Source organism: Cryobacterium soli (assembly GCF_003611035.1).
Taxonomy (GTDB): Bacteria; Actinomycetota; Actinomycetes; order Actinomycetales; family Microbacteriaceae; genus Cryobacterium; species Cryobacterium soli.
Map to the genome: position 1 here is coordinate 1099717 of NZ_CP030033.1, position 16642 is coordinate 1116358.

Sequence of the window (16642 nt, forward strand, 5' to 3'; positions counted from 1 at the left end):
CGCGGTCACCGGGCCATCGGTCACCGGGCGTTGGGCAGTTCGAGCACGGCCTCGGCGGCCTGCTCGAGCGCCCGGCCGTAGGCGGCTCCGTGGCCGGCCGCGTGCACGGCGAGCGGATGCAGCTGGTGCAGCGGCGTCCGCGCCCGCCAGCCTGCCCGCAGGGGCGCCGCCGACTCGTAGCCGGCGGTGATCTCCTCGAGGTAGGGGCAGCCGAACAGGGCCAGCATCGCCAGGTCGGTTTCGCGGTGGCCGCCGTGCGCGGCCGGGTCGATGAGCACCACCCCGTCCGCCGACCAGAGCACATTACCGGTCCAGAGGTCGCCGTGCAGCCGGGCGGCCGGCGCCCCGTCATCGAAGTCGCCGGCCTCGATACGGGCGCACGCCGCATGAACGACCTCGGACTGGCGGGCCGTGACACCGCCCACGTCGAGGGCGATGTCGAGGTACGGCAGCACCCGGTACCGGGCATAGAAGGCGCCCCACGTGTCCTCGTACGCGGCGGGCAGGCTGCGGTTGCCGATGAACAGCGGGCCGCTCCAGTTGTCCGGCGGTGCGCCGAAGGCCGCGGCACCGGCCGAGTGGGTCACCGAGAGCTGGGCGCCGAACGCCCGGGCCGCGGCGGCGGCGGGCGGCACCTCGTCGATGGTCTCGAGCACGATGTGGCCGGGCTCCAGATCGATGACCTGCGCCGTGCGCACTCCCCCGGGCACGGCGAGCCAGACCAGCCCGGCCGCCTCGGCCTCGAAGAACCCGGACGGTGCGCCGTGCCGCCTCTTGTCGAACCCACGAGGGTCGCCGCCGGGTGAATTGACGAAGTCGCTCATCCCTCCACTCTGACCGTTTGCACGGCTGGGCGCTACGGGACGCGCGGCAACCTCCGCGACCTGTGAGAGAAGCACGCGTCCGGGCCCGAGAGTGGGGCTTGACTCATGGCTCGCGGAAGAGGGCGAGGGCTTGGCGGGGGCAGAGGGACACCGCGTCGGTGGCCGCGGTGAGCAGCTGAGCGGGCACCGGCACGTCCGAGCCGTAGCCGAGCGCCAGCGGGTAGCCCCAGTCGTCGCGCTGCAGCCGCTCCGGCAGTAATTCGGTGCACAGTCCCCGGCCGTCGCAGGACGTCCAATCGATGTGCAGCACCGCGCGGGCACCGGAGCCCGCGGCGGCGGCGCCGGCTGCGCGGCGGCCGGTGGAGGCGAGCATCCGGGCGCTCATGCGTGTACCTTCGCGCAGGTGCCGTGCAGGTGGGCGTCGACGTCGGCCGCGAACACCGTCAGGGTGCTCAGCACGAACCGGGCGGTGCCGTCGGGATGGTGGCAGGAGCCGCGCCCGGTCACCAGGGCGGCCAGACGTGCCACCTCACCGGGCAGCCCCGGGTGGCGCTCCCCCGCGGCGAGGCGGCTGAGCACCGCTGCCATCGCCGGGAGGCCGTTCACGCACGGCCCGCACTGGCGGGCGCTCTGGCCGGCCAGATAGTCGGCGATCGACGCGGCCAGCGTGAGCGGGCAGCGGCCGGTCTCCAGGGCCAGCAGGATGCCCGCGCCCGGGCCGACGCCGAAGGGCGCCAGGCTCACCCGGTCCAGGCCGGTGTGCAGGGCCGAGGCCGGCAGCCAGGCGCCGTGGTACCCGCCGACGAGCACGGCCTGCACCGCGGCCGGGTCGATCCCGCCGAAGCGCAGGAGTTCGTCGATACGGCTGCCGCCGATGACCTCGAGCACGGTCGCGGTGGCCCCGGCGGGCGCAGCACCTGGCGCGCCGGCAGGCACGCTGCCGGTGGCGCCGGCGGAGACCCCGGCTGAGACGCCGCCGGCCCAGAGGCCCCGGCTCACCGTCACGAGGCGGGTGCCCGGATCGGTCTCGGTGCCGAGCGCGCGGAACCAGTCCGCGCCGAACCGCACGATGAGGGCGATGTGCGCCAGGGTTTCGATGTTGTGCAGCAGAGTGGGCCGCTTGCCCAGCCCCGAGGTGGTGAGGCGGATGCTGCGGTCGGCGGGCAGCGCCGGACGCCCGGCGAGGGCGTTGACCACAGCGGATGCCTCACCGGAGATGAAGCTCTCCGCGCAGGCTCGTACGGCCACACCGTCGGCATCCGTGCGCTCGGCCAGGGCGTACGCCACGATCGGCAGCAGCGCGGCCGGCGCGTAGAGGTAGACCTCGGCCGCGTTGACGGCAGCGGCCACCGTGAGGAGTCCGTCGATGACCAGGTGCGGAGCCGTGCCCAGCAGGGTCGCGTCCTTCACCGACAGCGGTTCGCCCTCCGCGGCGTTGCCGATCACGACAGGCCGGCGACTGCCGAACCGGCCGTTTGCGGAGCCCGTCGAGACCGCAGCGAGCTTGCGCCAGGCGGGGAAGCCGGCCCCGCCGCGGCCCTCGAGGCCGGCGGCGCGCACGGTCTCCAACAGCGTGCCCGACACGGGAGCGGACGGAAGGACCCCGAATTCGGTCAGGTGCCGCGCGAGGTCGGGTCCGGGCGCCCGGGTGAGCCGGGCAGTGCCGAGCGGGGCCGGAACGTGTTCCGCCGCGCGGGAACGCCGGGCAGAGAAGGCCGGGGCGCTGATCGCCTGGGCGGCCGCGCTGCTGGCGGTGGTCATGGTCGTCTCCCAACCGGTGAGCTCAGGTGGTGCGGGGATCGGTGTGCGTCGAGCGGGATGGTCGGCCGCGCTGAACCCTGCCCGGCCGCGGTGCCCGGGTCGGCGGCGGCGGTGAACCGACGGTCGACCTCGGTGACGGACCCCGCGGCAGTGAACCTCACGGTGGAGTCGGTGGAACTGGCCGGTCGGGTTGACGGCGGCGAACCGATGGACTGGCCGCTGTGGGCGGCGAGGGCGGACAACTCGCCGACGAACCGCTCGGCGCGGCGCTCACCGCGGTATTCGACGAACCCGGCGGTGATGCGCCAGACCACCGCGGCGAGCACCGCAGCGGTGCAGGCCACCGCGAGAGCGAGGAACCAGCCCTCGCCCGCATCCGTGCCGGTGCCCAGGGAGTGCGCGAGGGCGATCGGCCACATCAGGTAGGTCGACCAGTGGACCACGCGGAAGACCCGTTGCCCGACGTACCGGCGCAGCAGGCTGGTGACCACGACCGCGAGGAGGAGGTCGACCGCAAGCGTGCCCAGGCCCAGCCAGAACGGCCGGTAGGCGCCGAGGAACGGGAACACGAGGTCTACCAGGGTGAGCTGGGCGTAGGAGTCGGCCAGCAGCGAGAGCATGTGGATGACGATGAACGCCGTCGCGAGCAACGACACGTTGCGGTGGATGAGCGTGATGGAGAAACGCGGCAACGTGAACAGCGGCCGGCCGCTGCGGGTGAGGATGCCCAGCAGCACCGACAGGGTGAACAGCACGAGGGCCACAACGCCGGTGCCGCGGCCGAGGGCCCAAAATGCCTCGTCCATCAGGCCACGACCCGTCTGCGCTCGTGCCCGATGGGGGTGCCGTCCTGGTAGCGGGCCGGTCGGTCGCTGGGCCGGCGCACCTCGAGGGTGTGGGCGGATGCCCGTTCGCCCCGGGTCGGCTCCGGCTCCGGTTCGGCCGGCCAGCCGCCGAGCACCGTGACGGAGCCGGTGACGTCGACGAGCCTGGCGGCCGTCCCGAGTTGGCAGAGCCACGGCAGCGCGGCCGTGCCCCGCACGATCGCGGCCGTGCTCAGGGTGTTTGCCCGGTGGCAGCTCGAGGCGGCCACGGTGACGCTGCGCCAGACCGGTTCGGCGGGGCGTCCCGTGCGGGGGTTCAGGATGTGGTGTTGTGTCTGACCGGCCATGGTCCACCGCCGGTGTTGGGTGCTCGAGGTGGCCAGGGCCATGCCCGGCACGAGGGTGACTGTCGCGGCGGGGTCGGCCGGCGCATCCTGCACCCGCACCTGCCAGCCACCCTCGGGCGCGGGGCCGGCGGTGGCGATGTCGCCGCCGAGGCTGAGGAGCACGCCGCAGCCGAGTGCGGCACTGATCACCGTGGCCGTCCAATCGGCCGCGACGGCCTTGGCGGTGGCGCCGAGGTCGAGGGCCAGATGTGCCGGCACGCGCAGCCGGTTGCCGACCAGCGACACGCTCTTCCAGCCCGGGCGGCGGGATACGACGGCCCGCACGGGCACGCCGTGGTCTTCGACGAGGCGGATGTCGCGGTCGTAGCCGACGGCGTCGAGCGCGTACCCGAGGGTGGGGTCGACGTCACCGTCGGTGAGTGCCGCCGAGGCGAGGGCCTGGCGCACGAGGTCGGCCAGGGTGTTGCTCACCTCGACGCCGGCGTGCAGCCGGCCCGCGACCAGCTGGAGTTCGGAATCGGTCCGGAACCGGCTCGCGGCACGGTCGACGTCGGCCAGTAGGGCGTCGGCCAGGGTGGCGGCCAGCCCGATCTGGTCGGGGTCGGTCACGACAAGACGGGCGCTGGTGCTCCAGAGCGTCCAGTCGCGGGATGCCGTGCGGGCCGGGACGGTCGGCAGCGGGCCAGGGGTGAGGTCGGACACCGGGGTCAGTGGGGTGCCGCGGGTCGGTGTGTGCGTCATGTCAGGATCCGCTCGAGGTCGCGTCGGAGGTGGTGCCGGTGGCGGGGCTGACCGCCGAGCTGGAGCCGGTGCTCGACGAATCCGTGCTCGACGAACCGGTGCCCGTCGAACCCGTGCCGGACGACTCAGTACTACCCGAGTCGGTGCTGCTCGTGGCGGTGTCCGAGGAATCTGTGCTGGACGAGCCCGTGCCGGAGGAAGCCGACGAGTCGGTGCTCTCGGCATCCGTTGTCGTGGTGGTCGAGGTCGTCCCCGACACGCTGGTGGCTTCGGTGTCCGCCCACTCGTGCAGGCCGAGCGCCGACGCGGCGATCACGGCTGCCAGGCCCACCGTGCTTGTGACGATGGTGGCCAGTCTCGTGCCTCGCTCGTGCAGGTTCATCTTCCGTGCCGCCTTCCGCAGGTCAGGGTGGGCGACGATCCGGGTGCCGGCCGCCGCTCTCGATGACTCCACTCTGCGACCGGCAACTATGCGCTCGCTATGAGCAAGCTGTGCGGGCACCTCAGGTATCGGGTGTGCACCCTGTGGACGACAGTGGCGACATCGACGTCGTCAAGATTTTCTTGACATTCTTCCACCGTCAAGACATCCTTGACACATGAACACGACAACGCGCAGCACCACCGACCCGACCCGCCCCCGTTGGTACGCTCCCGCCATCGGGGCCGCCGTCCTGTGCATCGCCGCCCTGTCCGTGGGCGCCCTCGTCGTCGACGACGATGCCGCGGACTCCGTCCTGGGCTTCTTCACCGGAGCCTTAGCCACGCTCCTGATCGCCCTGGTGGCCTGGACCGAGGTCGTCCGACACATCGTGGCGAGAAGGCGCGATGCGGCGGCGCTCGACGATCTCGAACCGTTGCGGGCCGCCACCGAATCCGACCGCGGCGACGAACGATGATGGCCGGCGCCAGTGGTCGCCTGCGGGATGCCCTCACCCCTGCGGAAGCGAACGCCGTGCGGGATGCGGTCGCCGAGGCCGTGCTCGGCACCCCGGACGGTCTGCGGGCGGACCTGGAGACCGACCCGGATGCCTACCTCCGGCTGGTCAGCGCCAGCCGCACCGCCGCCGAGGAGACCAGCCGGCTGCTGCGCGATTCCATCAACGGGGCCCGTGCCGCCGGGCACAGCTGGGACACCCTCGGCCGGCTCCTCGGCGTGAGCCGGCAGGCCGCCCAACAGCGCTTCTCAGCGCCGGCGCAGGTGCCGGGCGCAGGCGCCGAGCCCGGGCATCCGCCCCGCAAGGTGATCAGCCCGGTCACGGCTTTCGACGAAATGGCCATTCTCGCCGACGAGGGCCGCCGGGGCTGGCACGTCGTGGACTACGGCACGCTGTCCCATGTGCTGGAAGCCTCCGAGCGGCAGTGGGAACACCGGCGGATGCCGTGGACACCGGGGAACGCGGCCAGGCGCCACCTCGAGGCCGATGGCTGGCGGTTGGTGCGGGAGACCACCTTCCCCTGGGGGTATTACACCCGGGAGCTCGATATCCCGGCCGACCCCGCCTGATACCGGCCGCGGCACCACCGGCATCCGGGTACACAAAACGGGCCGCCACCCGAAGGGTGACGGCCCGTTTCGAAGAAGATCGCGTTATCAGCGAACCTTTCGGCTACTACCTAGCGGCGCAGGCCGAGACGCTCGATGAGCGAGCGGTAACGGTTGATGTCCACGTCGGACAGGTAGCCGAGCAGACGGCGACGCTGACCAACCAGGAGGAGCAGGCCACGACGCGAGTGGTGGTCGTGCTTGTGCTCTTTGAGGTGCTCCGTGAGGTCGAGAATGCGCTGCGTGAGCATTGCAATCTGGACTTCGGGGGAACCCGTGTCGCCCGGGTGGGTAGCGTACTTTTCGATGATCGCCTTCTTAGCATTAGCTTCGAGTGCCATAGATGGGATCCCCTTTCTCTCACTGCGCGGTGCTCGGGGCAGAATGCCTGAGCTCTCTTTATCCGCGGCCGTTGAACGGCAACCTCAAGAGACTAGCAGAGTTCGCTCCCCTCTGGCGGGTCGAGAGGGTTCCTCTCGTCACCGATGATTGACTGGGTGCCCCTCTTCGAGGGTCACGCACAGCGGAATCCGGCACGACGAGGAGAATCACGTGGAATCGACCGAACACGACTCGAGCACCCCCCAGCCCGTCGTCCCCACTGACCACAACCTCACCATCGCCCTCACCGTGACGCCCGTGCTCAGCTACGCCCTGGCCCACAACCGCATCAACGTCGTGGGCCGGGTCGAGGTCGACAATCGCGGCGCGGCCGTGCGCGAAGCCGTGCTGCGGCTCGAGGTGGTCAGCGCCGGCGACACCCTCGGCAGCGCGCGCGACCTGCTCGTCGACCTCGCCGCCGCCCGCACCGCGACCTTCACGGATGTCTCTCTCACCGTCGATCCCGCAGCGATGCTGCTCGTCGAGGAACAGCGGCCCGCCACGATCCGGGCCAGCCTGCTGATCGACGGCGCCGTCGCCGCGCAGGCCGACGAGCCGATCCAGCTGCTGGCCGCCCAGCAGTGGGTCGCCCGGCCGGTGGACCTGGCCCTGGAGATGCTCTCGGCGCACGTGCTCCCCAACCATCCCGCCGTCGCCACCCTGCTCGGTGAAGCCGCCGTGCTGCTGGCGGCCCGCACCGGATCCGCCTCGATGCCCGGCTACCAGGCCGGACCGGAGCGGGTCGACCAGGTGGTGGAAGCGGTCTTCGAGGCCATGCGCGCCCGCGGCATCCGCTACGCCACACCGCCGGCCAGCTGGGCCGACGACGGCCAGAAGGTGCGCACCCCCGGCGAGGTGCTCGGCTCCGGCGGGGTCGACGCCGCGGGCGCCGCCGGCGCGGCCGGCGCGATCAGTGCGAAGGGCGGGGTGGGCACCTGCCTCGACACCGTCGTGGTGATGGCCGCGGCCCTCGAGCAGGCCGGCCTGCACCCGCTGCTCTGGATCGTCACCGGGCACGCGTTCCTGGGCTACTGGCGTGAGGAGGAGACCCTGGGGGCTCCGGCCCTCACCGATGTGGCCGAGGTGATCAACCTCATCGACCTCGACCTGATCCGGCTCGTGGAAACCACCCAGGTCACCGACCAGGGCGCCGGCCGGCCGGCCGACTTCGCCGAGGCCCAGCGCTCCCCCTACCTGGAACGCCTCGCCGACCTGAGCAGTGTGATCGGCGTCGTCGACGTCGTGCAGGCGCGGCGCACGCACATCCTGCCGCTGCCCGCCCGCACCGTCACCGGCGACGGCACGGTACTCGTCACCGAGTACCGGCCGGGTTCGCCGGGGTCCGGCGTGCCTGCTGCGATCGTGACGGATGCGCCGTCCGACGCGGCGGCCGCGGACTCGGGCGTCGTGGACTCGGGCGCACCCACCCGCCTCGCCCCGCCCCGGATCACGCAGTGGAAGAACGCCCTGCTCGACCTCAGCCTGCGCAACCGGCTGATCAACTTCACCGAGCGAGGCGCCCTGGCCCTCACCGTGCCCGACCGGCACCTCGCCGACCTGGAGGACCTCGTCACCGGCGGAACCGGGCTGACCCTGCTGCCGGCGGACCGGATGTCCTCGACCGACAAGGAGCGCGGCATCCGTTTCGGCCGCGACCTGCCGACCGACCAGCTGGCCGCCCTGCTGGCCGGCAAGAAGGCCGTCTACGCCGACGTCACCGACGCCGCCTATGCCACGAAGCTGCGCGCGCTGGTGTACAAGGCGCGCACCGTGGTGCAGGAGACCGGCGCCAACAACCTCTACCTGGCCTTCGGGTCGCTGGTCTGGACCGCGAATGACCGGGAACTGCGCAGCCCCCTGGTGCTCGTTCCCGTGGTGCTCGAACCGGCCGGCCGGGGCGGCGACTACAGGGTGCGGCTCGACGAGGCCGGCGCCTCCACGCCCAACTACTGCCTGCTCGAGAAGCTGCGCCAGCTGCACGGGCTCAGCATCCCCGGGCTGGAGAACCCGCAGGACGCGTCCCGCACCGACACCTCCGGCATCGACCTGGCCGGCGCCTTCCGTGCCACCCGCGAGGCCCTGTTGGCCGCCGGGCTGCCGTTCCGGGTGGAGGAGACCCTCGACCTGTCGATCCTGCAGTTCGCGAAGTTCCGGCTGTGGAAGGACCTCGACGAGAACTGGGAGACCCTGGCGCAGAACTCGCTCGTGAACCACCTCGTACACACGCCCACCCAGCCGTTCGTCGACCCGGTGCCGCTGCCGGAGCCGGCCGACCTGGACGCTCTCGGCGCCGAATGCCCCGTTCCGGGCGACTCGTCGCAGCTCGCCGCCGTGGCCGAGGCCATCGCCGAGCGCACCTTCGTGCTCGAGGGTCCTCCCGGAACCGGCAAGTCGCAGACCATCACCAATCTGCTCACCCGCGCCGTGTACGAGGGCAAGAAGGTGCTCTTCGTGGCCGAGAAACGCGCGGCCCTGCAGGTGGTGCAGGCCCGGCTGAACGAGGTGGGCATGGGGCCGTTCGCGCTCGACCTGCACGCGTTGGCCACCAAGCCGGCCGCCGTGCGCGCGCAGATCCGGCAGGCCCTCGAGCACGAGGTGACCGTGGACGGGCAGGGCCTCAAGAACGACCTCGACGTGCTCGGCACCGCCCGGCGCAGCCTGGCCCGGTACACCGACAGGCTGCACGAGCAGAACAGCGCAGGGCTGTCGTTCTACTCCGCCCGCACCGCGCAGCTCACCGCCGACGACGACGTTCGGGCCCTGCCGGTGCCAGCCGATCTGCCCGCGCGGATCACCGCCGACGAGCTGGACCAGCTGCGCCGGATGCTGCGGGACCTGCCCGACGTGACCGATCCGGTGCGGCCGCGGCCGCAGCATCCGTGGGCGTTCGTGACCGCGCCGCCGGCCGCGCCGCTGGACCTGCCGGCCGTGGCCAGGGCCGCCGCCGCGCTCGACGAGGCGCTGGCGGCGCTGCCCGTCGCCGGGTCCAGCCTGGCGTCCACGGACGCTGCCGCCGACCCCGCGGCGGCCGGTCACCGAGCCGCCGCCGCCGTGTCCAGTGCGGCCAGCCCCACCGAGTTCGTCACCCTGAGCAGCCTCGCCGCCGCCGAGCGGGTGCCGCTGACCACCCTCGACGGCACCCGCTCCCCCGCCTGGGCGGCCGCCGCCGCCGACGCCGAAACGGCCACCGCCCGGTTCACGCAGGCGCCGCATCCGGCGCTGGCCGTGCTCAAGCCGGAGGCCTTGCGGCTCGATGCCGCCGCCCTGCACCGTGACGCGCAAGCAGCGGATGCCGCGGGCTTCTTCGGCCGCCGCGGCCGGCGGAAGGCCGTGCTCGCGCGCCTGGCCGCGGAGCTCATTCCCGGCAACACCGTGCCCCTCAAGACTCTCTCGACCGTCACCGGCCAGCTGGCCGACAGCCAGGCGCAGCTGCAGGCCCTGCGCGCGCGGGTGCGCCTCGTGGACGGTGTCACCCTCGCCGACGACTGGAATCCGCTGGTCGGCTCCGCCGGGCACACCGGCCGTGACGAGTTCAGCGCCCGCCTGGCCTGGCTGCGCTGGGCCGGCGGTGCCGTCGCCCCGGGCCACAGGGAGCTCGGCGCCGACTTCGTGGCCGCCCTGCGCGACTACCTCGAAAGCACCCCGGCACCGGATGCCGACCTGGCCGCGGCACTGAACCGGGCCCTCCTGGCCCTGCAGTCCGTGATGACCGCAACGGGCGCCGGTCCGGCCGCCGTCGCCGCCTGGGCCGCGGGCGGGGGCCTCGTGGCCGTCTGGTCCCGCGGCACCGAGGAGCGGGACGCGCAGGCCCCCGGGCTGCCCTCCCTCACCCGGTGGGTCGCCCTGCTCGAGCACCTCGAGCCGCTCCGCTCTCTCGGCCTCACGGCGGCGCACACGGCGGTGCTCCGCGGCGAGGTCGACGCCGACGACGCCGGGCTGGCGTTCGAAAAGGGGCTTGCCACCGCCTCCGTCGCCGAACGCGGCCAGGCCACCACCCTGGCCCAGTTCGACGCCGCCGCCCAGAACCGCTCGATCACCCGGTTCACCACCGCGTCCGGCGCCGTGCGCCGGCACCTGCCCACGTTCATTCCGTACAGCGTGCTTCGGCGGCGCAGCATCGGCGGGGCGGGCGCGCCCACCGAGGCCGCCAGTGCCGCCGGGTCAGGGTCTTCGTCCGAGTCGGCCGAGTCCGCCGCGAGGCTGGGCCTGCTCAAGCGTCAGCTCGACCGCCAGCGCGGCGGCATGGGAGTGCGCGAGCTCATGCACGAGTTCGGCGACCTGATCACCGACATCCTGCCGTGCATGTTGATGAGCCCGGAGTCGGTGGCCCGGTTCTTCCCCGCTCAGGCAGGGCTCTTCGACATCGTCGTCTTCGACGAGGCTTCGCAGGTGCGGGTGTCCGACGCCGTCGGCGCCATGGGACGGGCCCGCTCGGTGGTGGTCGTGGGCGACAGCAAACAGATGCCGCCCACCTCGTTCGCCGAGTCCGCGATCGGCTCCGGCGAGGAGGACGGCGAGACCCTGGAGTTCGTGCGCGACGAGGAGTCGATCCTCTCGGAGTGCGTCCAGGCCCAGGTGCCCGGCAAATGGTTGTCCTGGCACTACCGCAGCCAGGACGAATCGCTCATCGCCTTCAGCAACCGGGCGTACTACCGCGACCGGCTGTCATCGTTCCCGGCGCCGCACCACGGCGCGGGCCCGGTGGCTGCCGCATCCGGCACGCTCGCCGACGCCGACACAGCAACCGAGCCGGTCCCCGGCGTGGCCGGCTACGGCGTGAGCCTCCGCCGGGTCGACGGGACCTTCCTCCGCAGCGGGAAGGGCAAGGACCTCCGCACCAACCCGGTGGAGGCGCAGGCGATCGTGGCCGAGATCCTGGCCCGGTTCGCCGCCGAGCCCGACAGCATCCCGTCGATCGGCGTGATCACGTTCAACGTGCAGCAGCGTGCGCTCATCGAGGGAAGCCTGCGTGACAGCGGCGACGATCGCATCGTGCGCGCGCTCGAGAGCGAGACCGACGGTCTGTTCGTGAAGAACCTCGAGAATGTGCAGGGCGACGAACGCGACACCATCCTGTTCTCCACGGCGTTCAGCGCGGATGCGTCCGGCCGGCTGCCGCTGAACTTCGGCCCCCTGAACCTGCCGGGCGGCGAGCGCCGGCTGAACGTGGCGATCACCCGGGCCCGCCGCCAGGTGATCGTGTTCAGCAGCTTCGACCCGCAGGACCTGCGCGCCGAGGAGACCATCTCGGCCGGGGTGAAGGACCTGCGCGCCTACCTCGACCTGGCCGCCGGCGGATCCGACGGGCTCGCGAGCCCGCTGCGCCAGTCCGGCGCGCTCGACCGGCACCGGGAGCAGATCGCCGAGGCGCTGCGCGAGCGCGGCTTCGCCGTGCAGACGGATGTGGGCCTGTCCGACTTCCGGGTGGACCTCAGCGTGGCCACGGCCGGTTCGCCCGGGCATCCGGTGATGGCCGTGCTGCTCGACGGCCCCACGTGGGCGGCCCGCCGCACGGTCTCCGACCGCGACGGCCTGCCCGTCGAGGTGCTCTCCCGGCTGATGGGCTGGCCCGCGGTGGAACGCGTGTGGATGCCCGAGTGGCTCGGCGAGCAGGGCGCGGTGCTCGACCGCCTGGACGAGAAGCTGACCGCCCTCGATGCCGCCCGACAGGCGCACGAGGCTGCCGCCCTGGCCTGAATGGCACGGCTGCCCCCACCAAGACTGGCCCACTTTCGCTAGTCGGCACACCCCGCGCACTAGCGAATTCGGGCCAGTCACCCCAGGCACCACCAAGACTGGCCCACTTTCGCTAGTCGGCACGGCCCGCGCACTAGCGAATTCGGGCCAGTCTGAGCTTGGCGGTGTCTCAGAGCACGGTGAAGCCGGCGGGGAGCGGCGCCCGGCCGGTGGCTGCGCGCAGCAGCGGGGCGGAGACGCCCTTCTGGGCGGCGAGGTCGGCTAGCACGTGCAGGGTCGCGGCGGCGGCGGGCTCCGGCACGGTCTGCTCGGCGGCCGGCACCCCTTGGCTCTGGAGCAGGTCGCTAGTGTGCACCGTGAGCTCCAGCGTGCGCGACGGCAGGTACTCGGCAATACGGATGCGCCCGGCTGGGGTGTCGGCCGGCTCGGCGCCGGTGAGGGTACCGACCCGTGCCAGCACCCGGGCGGCGAGCGCCGCCACCGCCTCGGCCGGCCGGGCGCCGAGGGTGGCGGCGGTCTCGCGTCCGCGCTGGGCGATCACCTCCGGGGTGCCGGCCGCGAGGGCGCGCTCGTAGTAGGCGGCCGGGGACGTGACCGTGATGCTGGCGGCCACGCCCGCGGCATCCTCTTCTGCGGCGATGTCGAGGTAGGTCTCGATGGTGGACAGTGCCCGGCTGGTGTGCCCGACGAGGTCGCGCACACTCCACTCGCCCAGGCCCACCTCCGTCCAGACCCCCTCCTCGCCGTCCGCGCGTTCGGCGATGCCGGCGGTCACCGCCACAAACCACCTCGTGGCGGCGTCGAAGGCGAAAAGCGTCTCTGACCAGTCCGTGCGAGTCTCACTCATGGCCACAGAGTAACGTCATGCCGGAGCCGGTGGTCAGAAAATGCGGGCCGCTATCTCGGCGGGCGCCTCCAGCAGGGCCTCGATCTCGTCGTCGAGCCGCACCAGGGTGAGCGACGCACCGGCCATGTCCAGCGAGGTGCAGTACTCCCCCACGTAGCTGCGCCCCACCGTGATGCCCAGCTCGGTGAGCCGTTCGTGCGCGTGCCCGTACAGGATGTACAGCTCGCTGATGGGAGTGCCGCCCAGCCCGTTGATCATCAGGGCCACCCGGTCGCCCGCCACATACGGCAGGTCGTTGACCACCGCATCCAGAAGCTCGTCGGTCATCTCGTTGGCCGTGGTGAGCTTGGCGCGCCGCCGGCCGGGTTCGCCGTGGATGCCCACGCCCACCTCGATCTCGTCGTCGCCGATCTCGAACAGCGGCGAACCCTTGGCGGGCGGGGTGCAGGAGGTGAGGGCGATGCCCATGGTGCGGGTGACGCTGTCGACCTTCTCGCCGATGCGCACGAGTTCGTCGAGGTCGGCGCCCTGCTCGGCGGCGGCACCGACGGCCTTCATCACGAAGAAGTTGCCGGCCACCCCGCGCCGGCCCACGGTGTAGGTGGAGTCCTGCACGGCGACGTCGTCGTCGATGAACAGGGTCTTCACGTTCACACCGTCGGCGGCACTGAGTTCCTGGGCCATCTCGAACGCCATCCGGTCGCCGGTGTAGTTGTTCACCAGCAGCAGCACGCCCTTGGGCGAGGCCAGCAGCTTGGTGGTCTCGTAGACGTAGTCCATCGGCGGGGCCGAGAACACGTCGCCCGGACACGCGGCGTCGAGCATGCCGCGGCCCACCGTCATCACGTGGGCCGGCTCGTGCCCTGAGCCTGAGCCCTGGATGATCGAGACCCGGTCTGGGCTGGGGCTGTCTGAGCGCATGATCAGGTTGTACGCGGGCACATACTTCAACGTGTCCGGGTTGGCCAGCGCGATGCCCTTGAGCATCTCCGGAACGTACTGCTTCGGGTCGTTGACGAATTTCTTCATGGCTCCCTCTCGTGACAGGCGGTGCTCGGTCGGATGCGGTGCTCGGTCGAAGGCGGTGCTCGGTCTCTGGCGGTGCTCGGTCTATGGCGGTGCTCGGTCTCTGGCGGTACGAAGTCGGTCGGACAGCGAAACGGATGTGCTCGGTCGGTATGGCTCAGTCGGTGTGGCTGGATGGCCGGTCGGTGCCGGCTGGGGTGCTGCTGGATGCGCCTGTCGACGTTCCTGTTCCCGACTCCTCCCTGGCATCCCATTCGGTGCTGAGCCGCTCCAGGATCACGGCGATGGCCACGGCCCCCGGGTCGGGCGAACCGATGCTGCGCTCCCCCGTGTAGCTGGCCCGGCCGCGGCGGGCCTGCATCATCGACGTGGCGTCGGAGCTCTGCCGGGCGACCTCGGCCAGACGGTGCAGCGTGACGGGCGCCAGGCTGCCGGCCCGCACCTCCGCCTCGAGCGCATCCGTCACCGGGACCAGCGCGTCGAGCAGGGTCTTGTCGCCCACATCCGAGTTGCCACGCGCCTTGATGCCGTCGATCGCCGAACGCAGCATCGTGACGACGTCGCCGCCGCTCACCTCGTCCCTGCCCTTGACGGCCATCGACGCCCGCAGGAACGCCGTGCCCCAGAGCGGTCCAGAGGTGCCGCCGATGCGCCCGGAGATGACCATGCCGATTTTCTGCAGGAAGGCGCTCGCGCTGGAGCGGTCGAAACTGTCCCAGTCCGCCAGCACGATCTCGAAACCGCGGGCAAGTGAGTAACCGAAGTCCCCGTCGCCGACGACGGCATCGAGGTCGCCGAACTCCTTCTCGTTGTCGACCGCGGTCTGCGCGATGCTGCGCACCACGAATTCGGTGTCGGCCAGGCTGCTGGTCATGGCGTCTCGCTTTCTGTCTCGGCGGCGGCGGATGCGCCCGATGCGGTCTGCAGGATCGCGGCCAGGTGCTCGAGCCGCACGTACGGTTGGGGCCGGATGCCCGCCGGGTCGCTCAGCACCTCTGTGGCCGGGCCGCCCGGGTCGCCGAGCGAGGAGACCACGAGCGCGGCCCCGGCGAAGTCCTCGTCGACCGTGTAACTGCTCACGGTGACCACCGTGGTCAGGCCGGCGGCGAGCGCGGCCTGCAGCCCGTTCGCACTGTCTTCGATCACGAGGGCCTCGGCCGGGTTGACGCCCAACTCCCGGAGGGCGTGCAGGTAGATGTCGGGCGCGGGTTTCTTGGCCGGCACGATGTCCCCCGCGAAGACCGCGAACCGCCCGGCCAGCTCCTCCCCCACGGCGTGCTGGAGAACCGCCCGCACCGACGCCTCAGCCGAGGTGGACGCCACAGCGAGGGTCCAGCGGGCGGCCACGGCTTCCTCGGTGATCCGGCGCACCCCCGGCCGGGCCGGCAGCACGCCGGCGGCCACCCGGTCGGTGTAGATGGCGGTCTTCCGCCGGTGCCAGGACTGCACGGTCTCCGCCCAGGCGGCGGGGTCGTCTGGCAGGCCGAGCCGGCGGGTGAGGTCGGGGGTGAGGATGCTCCGCATGCGTTCCTTGCCCCCGCCGATCTTCACCTTCTCGGCGTAGTCGGCGTCGCTCCAGTGCACGGGCACACCGAACTCCTCGAAGGTCTGGTTGAACGCCGGCAGGTGGCCGTCCCGTTCGGTGTCGGCGAGTACCCCGTCGCAGTCGAAGATCAACGCCGGCATCTCAGGCCTTCCCCGCGCTGCCGAACTGTTCGGCCAGCCCGCGGGTGAGGTCCACGACGTCGGTGCGCACCTTGGCGAACAGCGACGGCGGGTCCCATTTGTCGCGGGCCTGCGCATCCGTGAGGTACGACAGGCTCGACTTCATGAAGGTGATCTTGAGCGCCGTGGAGATGTTCACCTTGGCGCAGCCCCTGGCGATGAGGTCGGTGAACTGCGCATCCGTCATGCCGCTGCCGCCGTGCAGCGCGATGGGGATGGGGTGGGCGGCGACGAGGTCGCTGACCCGTTGGAAATCGAGCACCGGCTCGCGCTTGTAGACCCCGTGGGCATTGCCGATCGCGGGCGCGAACACGTCCACGCCGGTCTCCTCGAGGAACTTCAGTGACACGGCGAGACTCTGCCTGGCCGCCTCTGTGTCGCTGCCCACCCCGTCTTCGACGCCGGTGATCGATTCGATCTCGCCCTCCACATGAGCGCCGAAGGTGCGGGCCTCGGCAACCACCTCGATGGTCTGCCGCTGGTTCTCTTCCACCGGCAGGGTGGATGCGTCGAACAGTACCGAGTTCCAGCCGCGGCGCAGGCACTCCGTGATCACCGCCCGGTCGGGGCAGTGGTCAAGGTGCAGGGCTACCGGCACCTCGATGCCGGCGGTCATGGCCGACCACATGGCGAACAACACCTCGGAGCCGATCGACTTGACCGTCTTCACCGAGGTCTGCACGATCACGGGCGAGCGGGCCTCCACGGCCCCGGCCAGGACCGCCTCCATCGTGAGATCGTTCACGATGTTGATCGCCGGAACACCGTACCGTTCGGCGAAGGCGCGATCGACGATCTCCTTGAGAGTGCTCACGGCCATGTGATGCGCCTCGCTTCCTTGCGTGTTGCTGGGGCGTGTTGCTGGGGATGGTAGGCGCGAACGACGTAACCGGCAATGGCGGCCTGCCAGGCGGCCGCCCGCC

The 16642-nt window shown here is 71.8% G+C and carries 15 protein-coding genes; 4 read left to right on the top strand and 11 right to left on the bottom strand.

What is annotated here, in order from left to right:
- Positions 1 to 20: 20 nt before the first annotated feature.
- The 5 genes from DOE79_RS05035 to DOE79_RS05055 all read right to left on the bottom strand — a co-directional run bounded on the left by DOE79_RS05035 (position 21) and on the right by DOE79_RS05055 (position 4497).
- Positions 21 to 824: a fructosamine kinase family protein gene (locus DOE79_RS05035; RefSeq protein WP_120337552.1), complete on the bottom strand. Its 804-nt coding sequence runs from the start codon at positions 822 to 824 to the stop codon at positions 21 to 23.
- Positions 825 to 927: 103 nt separating this feature from the next.
- Positions 928 to 1209: a ferredoxin gene (locus DOE79_RS05040; RefSeq protein WP_245977121.1), complete on the bottom strand. Its 282-nt coding sequence runs from the start codon at positions 1207 to 1209 to the stop codon at positions 928 to 930.
- Entirely contained in the window at positions 1206 to 2585 is a 1380-nt protein-coding gene (locus DOE79_RS05045) for an NADH-ubiquinone oxidoreductase-F iron-sulfur binding region domain-containing protein (RefSeq protein WP_120337553.1), read from the bottom strand. The genes DOE79_RS05040 and DOE79_RS05045 overlap by 4 nt, the downstream gene beginning before the upstream one ends.
- Positions 2582 to 3391: a ferric reductase-like transmembrane domain-containing protein gene (locus DOE79_RS05050; RefSeq protein WP_120337554.1), complete on the bottom strand. Its 810-nt coding sequence runs from the start codon at positions 3389 to 3391 to the stop codon at positions 2582 to 2584. Before DOE79_RS05050 ends, DOE79_RS05045 begins: the two co-directional genes overlap by 4 nt.
- Positions 3391 to 4497 (bottom strand): FAD:protein FMN transferase, encoded by a 1107-nt coding sequence (locus DOE79_RS05055; protein WP_120337555.1) that lies wholly within the window; start codon positions 4495 to 4497, stop codon positions 3391 to 3393. The genes DOE79_RS05050 and DOE79_RS05055 overlap by 1 nt, the downstream gene beginning before the upstream one ends.
- Positions 4498 to 4535: 38 nt before the next feature.
- On the opposite strand from DOE79_RS05055, the gene DOE79_RS05060 reads away from it, so the two are divergent.
- The 3 genes from DOE79_RS05060 (at position 4536) to DOE79_RS05070 (ending at position 6004) form a co-directional block, all read left to right on the top strand.
- On the top strand, positions 4536 to 4982 hold the full coding sequence (locus DOE79_RS05060) for a hypothetical protein (protein WP_162942602.1): 447 nt from the start codon (positions 4536 to 4538) through the stop codon (positions 4980 to 4982).
- A gap of 114 nt (positions 4983 to 5096) precedes the next feature.
- Complete coding sequence (locus DOE79_RS05065; RefSeq protein ID WP_120337557.1) at positions 5097 to 5396, top strand: hypothetical protein; 300 nt, start codon at positions 5097 to 5099, stop codon at positions 5394 to 5396.
- Positions 5396 to 6004 (top strand): hypothetical protein, encoded by a 609-nt coding sequence (locus DOE79_RS05070; RefSeq protein WP_120337558.1) that lies wholly within the window; start codon positions 5396 to 5398, stop codon positions 6002 to 6004. Before DOE79_RS05065 ends, DOE79_RS05070 begins: the two co-directional genes overlap by 1 nt.
- A 110-nt stretch (positions 6005 to 6114) precedes the next feature.
- Here DOE79_RS05070 and rpsO read toward each other — a convergent pair whose 3' ends face one another.
- The gene (gene rpsO, locus DOE79_RS05075; protein WP_066594293.1) at positions 6115 to 6384 is read right to left on the bottom strand and encodes a 30S ribosomal protein S15; all 270 of its coding nucleotides are present in this window, start codon (positions 6382 to 6384) and stop codon (positions 6115 to 6117) included.
- 211 nt (positions 6385 to 6595) lie between these two features.
- Here rpsO and DOE79_RS05080 point away from each other — a divergent pair, with 211 nt between their 5' ends.
- Positions 6596 to 12121 carry a DUF4011 domain-containing protein gene (locus DOE79_RS05080; RefSeq protein WP_120337559.1) on the top strand — a complete coding sequence of 1842 codons (5526 nt, stop codon included), beginning with the start codon at positions 6596 to 6598 and terminating at the stop codon, positions 12119 to 12121.
- 169 nt (positions 12122 to 12290) lie between these two features.
- Here DOE79_RS05080 and DOE79_RS05085 read toward each other — a convergent pair whose 3' ends face one another.
- The 5 genes from DOE79_RS05085 to DOE79_RS05105 form a co-directional block, all read right to left on the bottom strand.
- Positions 12291 to 12968 carry a maleylpyruvate isomerase N-terminal domain-containing protein gene (locus DOE79_RS05085; RefSeq protein WP_120337560.1) on the bottom strand — a complete coding sequence of 226 codons (678 nt, stop codon included), beginning with the start codon at positions 12966 to 12968 and terminating at the stop codon, positions 12291 to 12293.
- A gap of 33 nt (positions 12969 to 13001) precedes the next feature.
- A complete protein-coding gene (gene dhaK, locus DOE79_RS05090; protein WP_120337561.1) occupies positions 13002 to 13997 on the bottom strand; it encodes a dihydroxyacetone kinase subunit DhaK in 996 nt (331 codons plus the stop codon).
- Between the two features lie 154 nt (positions 13998 to 14151).
- Positions 14152 to 14868, bottom strand: coding sequence for a dihydroxyacetone kinase subunit DhaL (gene dhaL / locus DOE79_RS05095; protein WP_120337562.1), 717 nt, complete (start codon positions 14866 to 14868; stop codon positions 14152 to 14154).
- Entirely contained in the window at positions 14865 to 15680 is an 816-nt protein-coding gene (locus DOE79_RS05100; protein ID WP_120337563.1) for an HAD-IA family hydrolase, read from the bottom strand. The genes dhaL and DOE79_RS05100 overlap by 4 nt, the downstream gene beginning before the upstream one ends.
- Before the next feature lies 1 nt (position 15681).
- Positions 15682 to 16539, bottom strand: a complete 858-nt coding sequence (locus DOE79_RS05105; RefSeq protein WP_120337564.1) for a class II fructose-bisphosphate aldolase — start codon at positions 16537 to 16539, stop codon at positions 15682 to 15684.
- Positions 16540 to 16642: the final 103 nt, after the last annotated feature.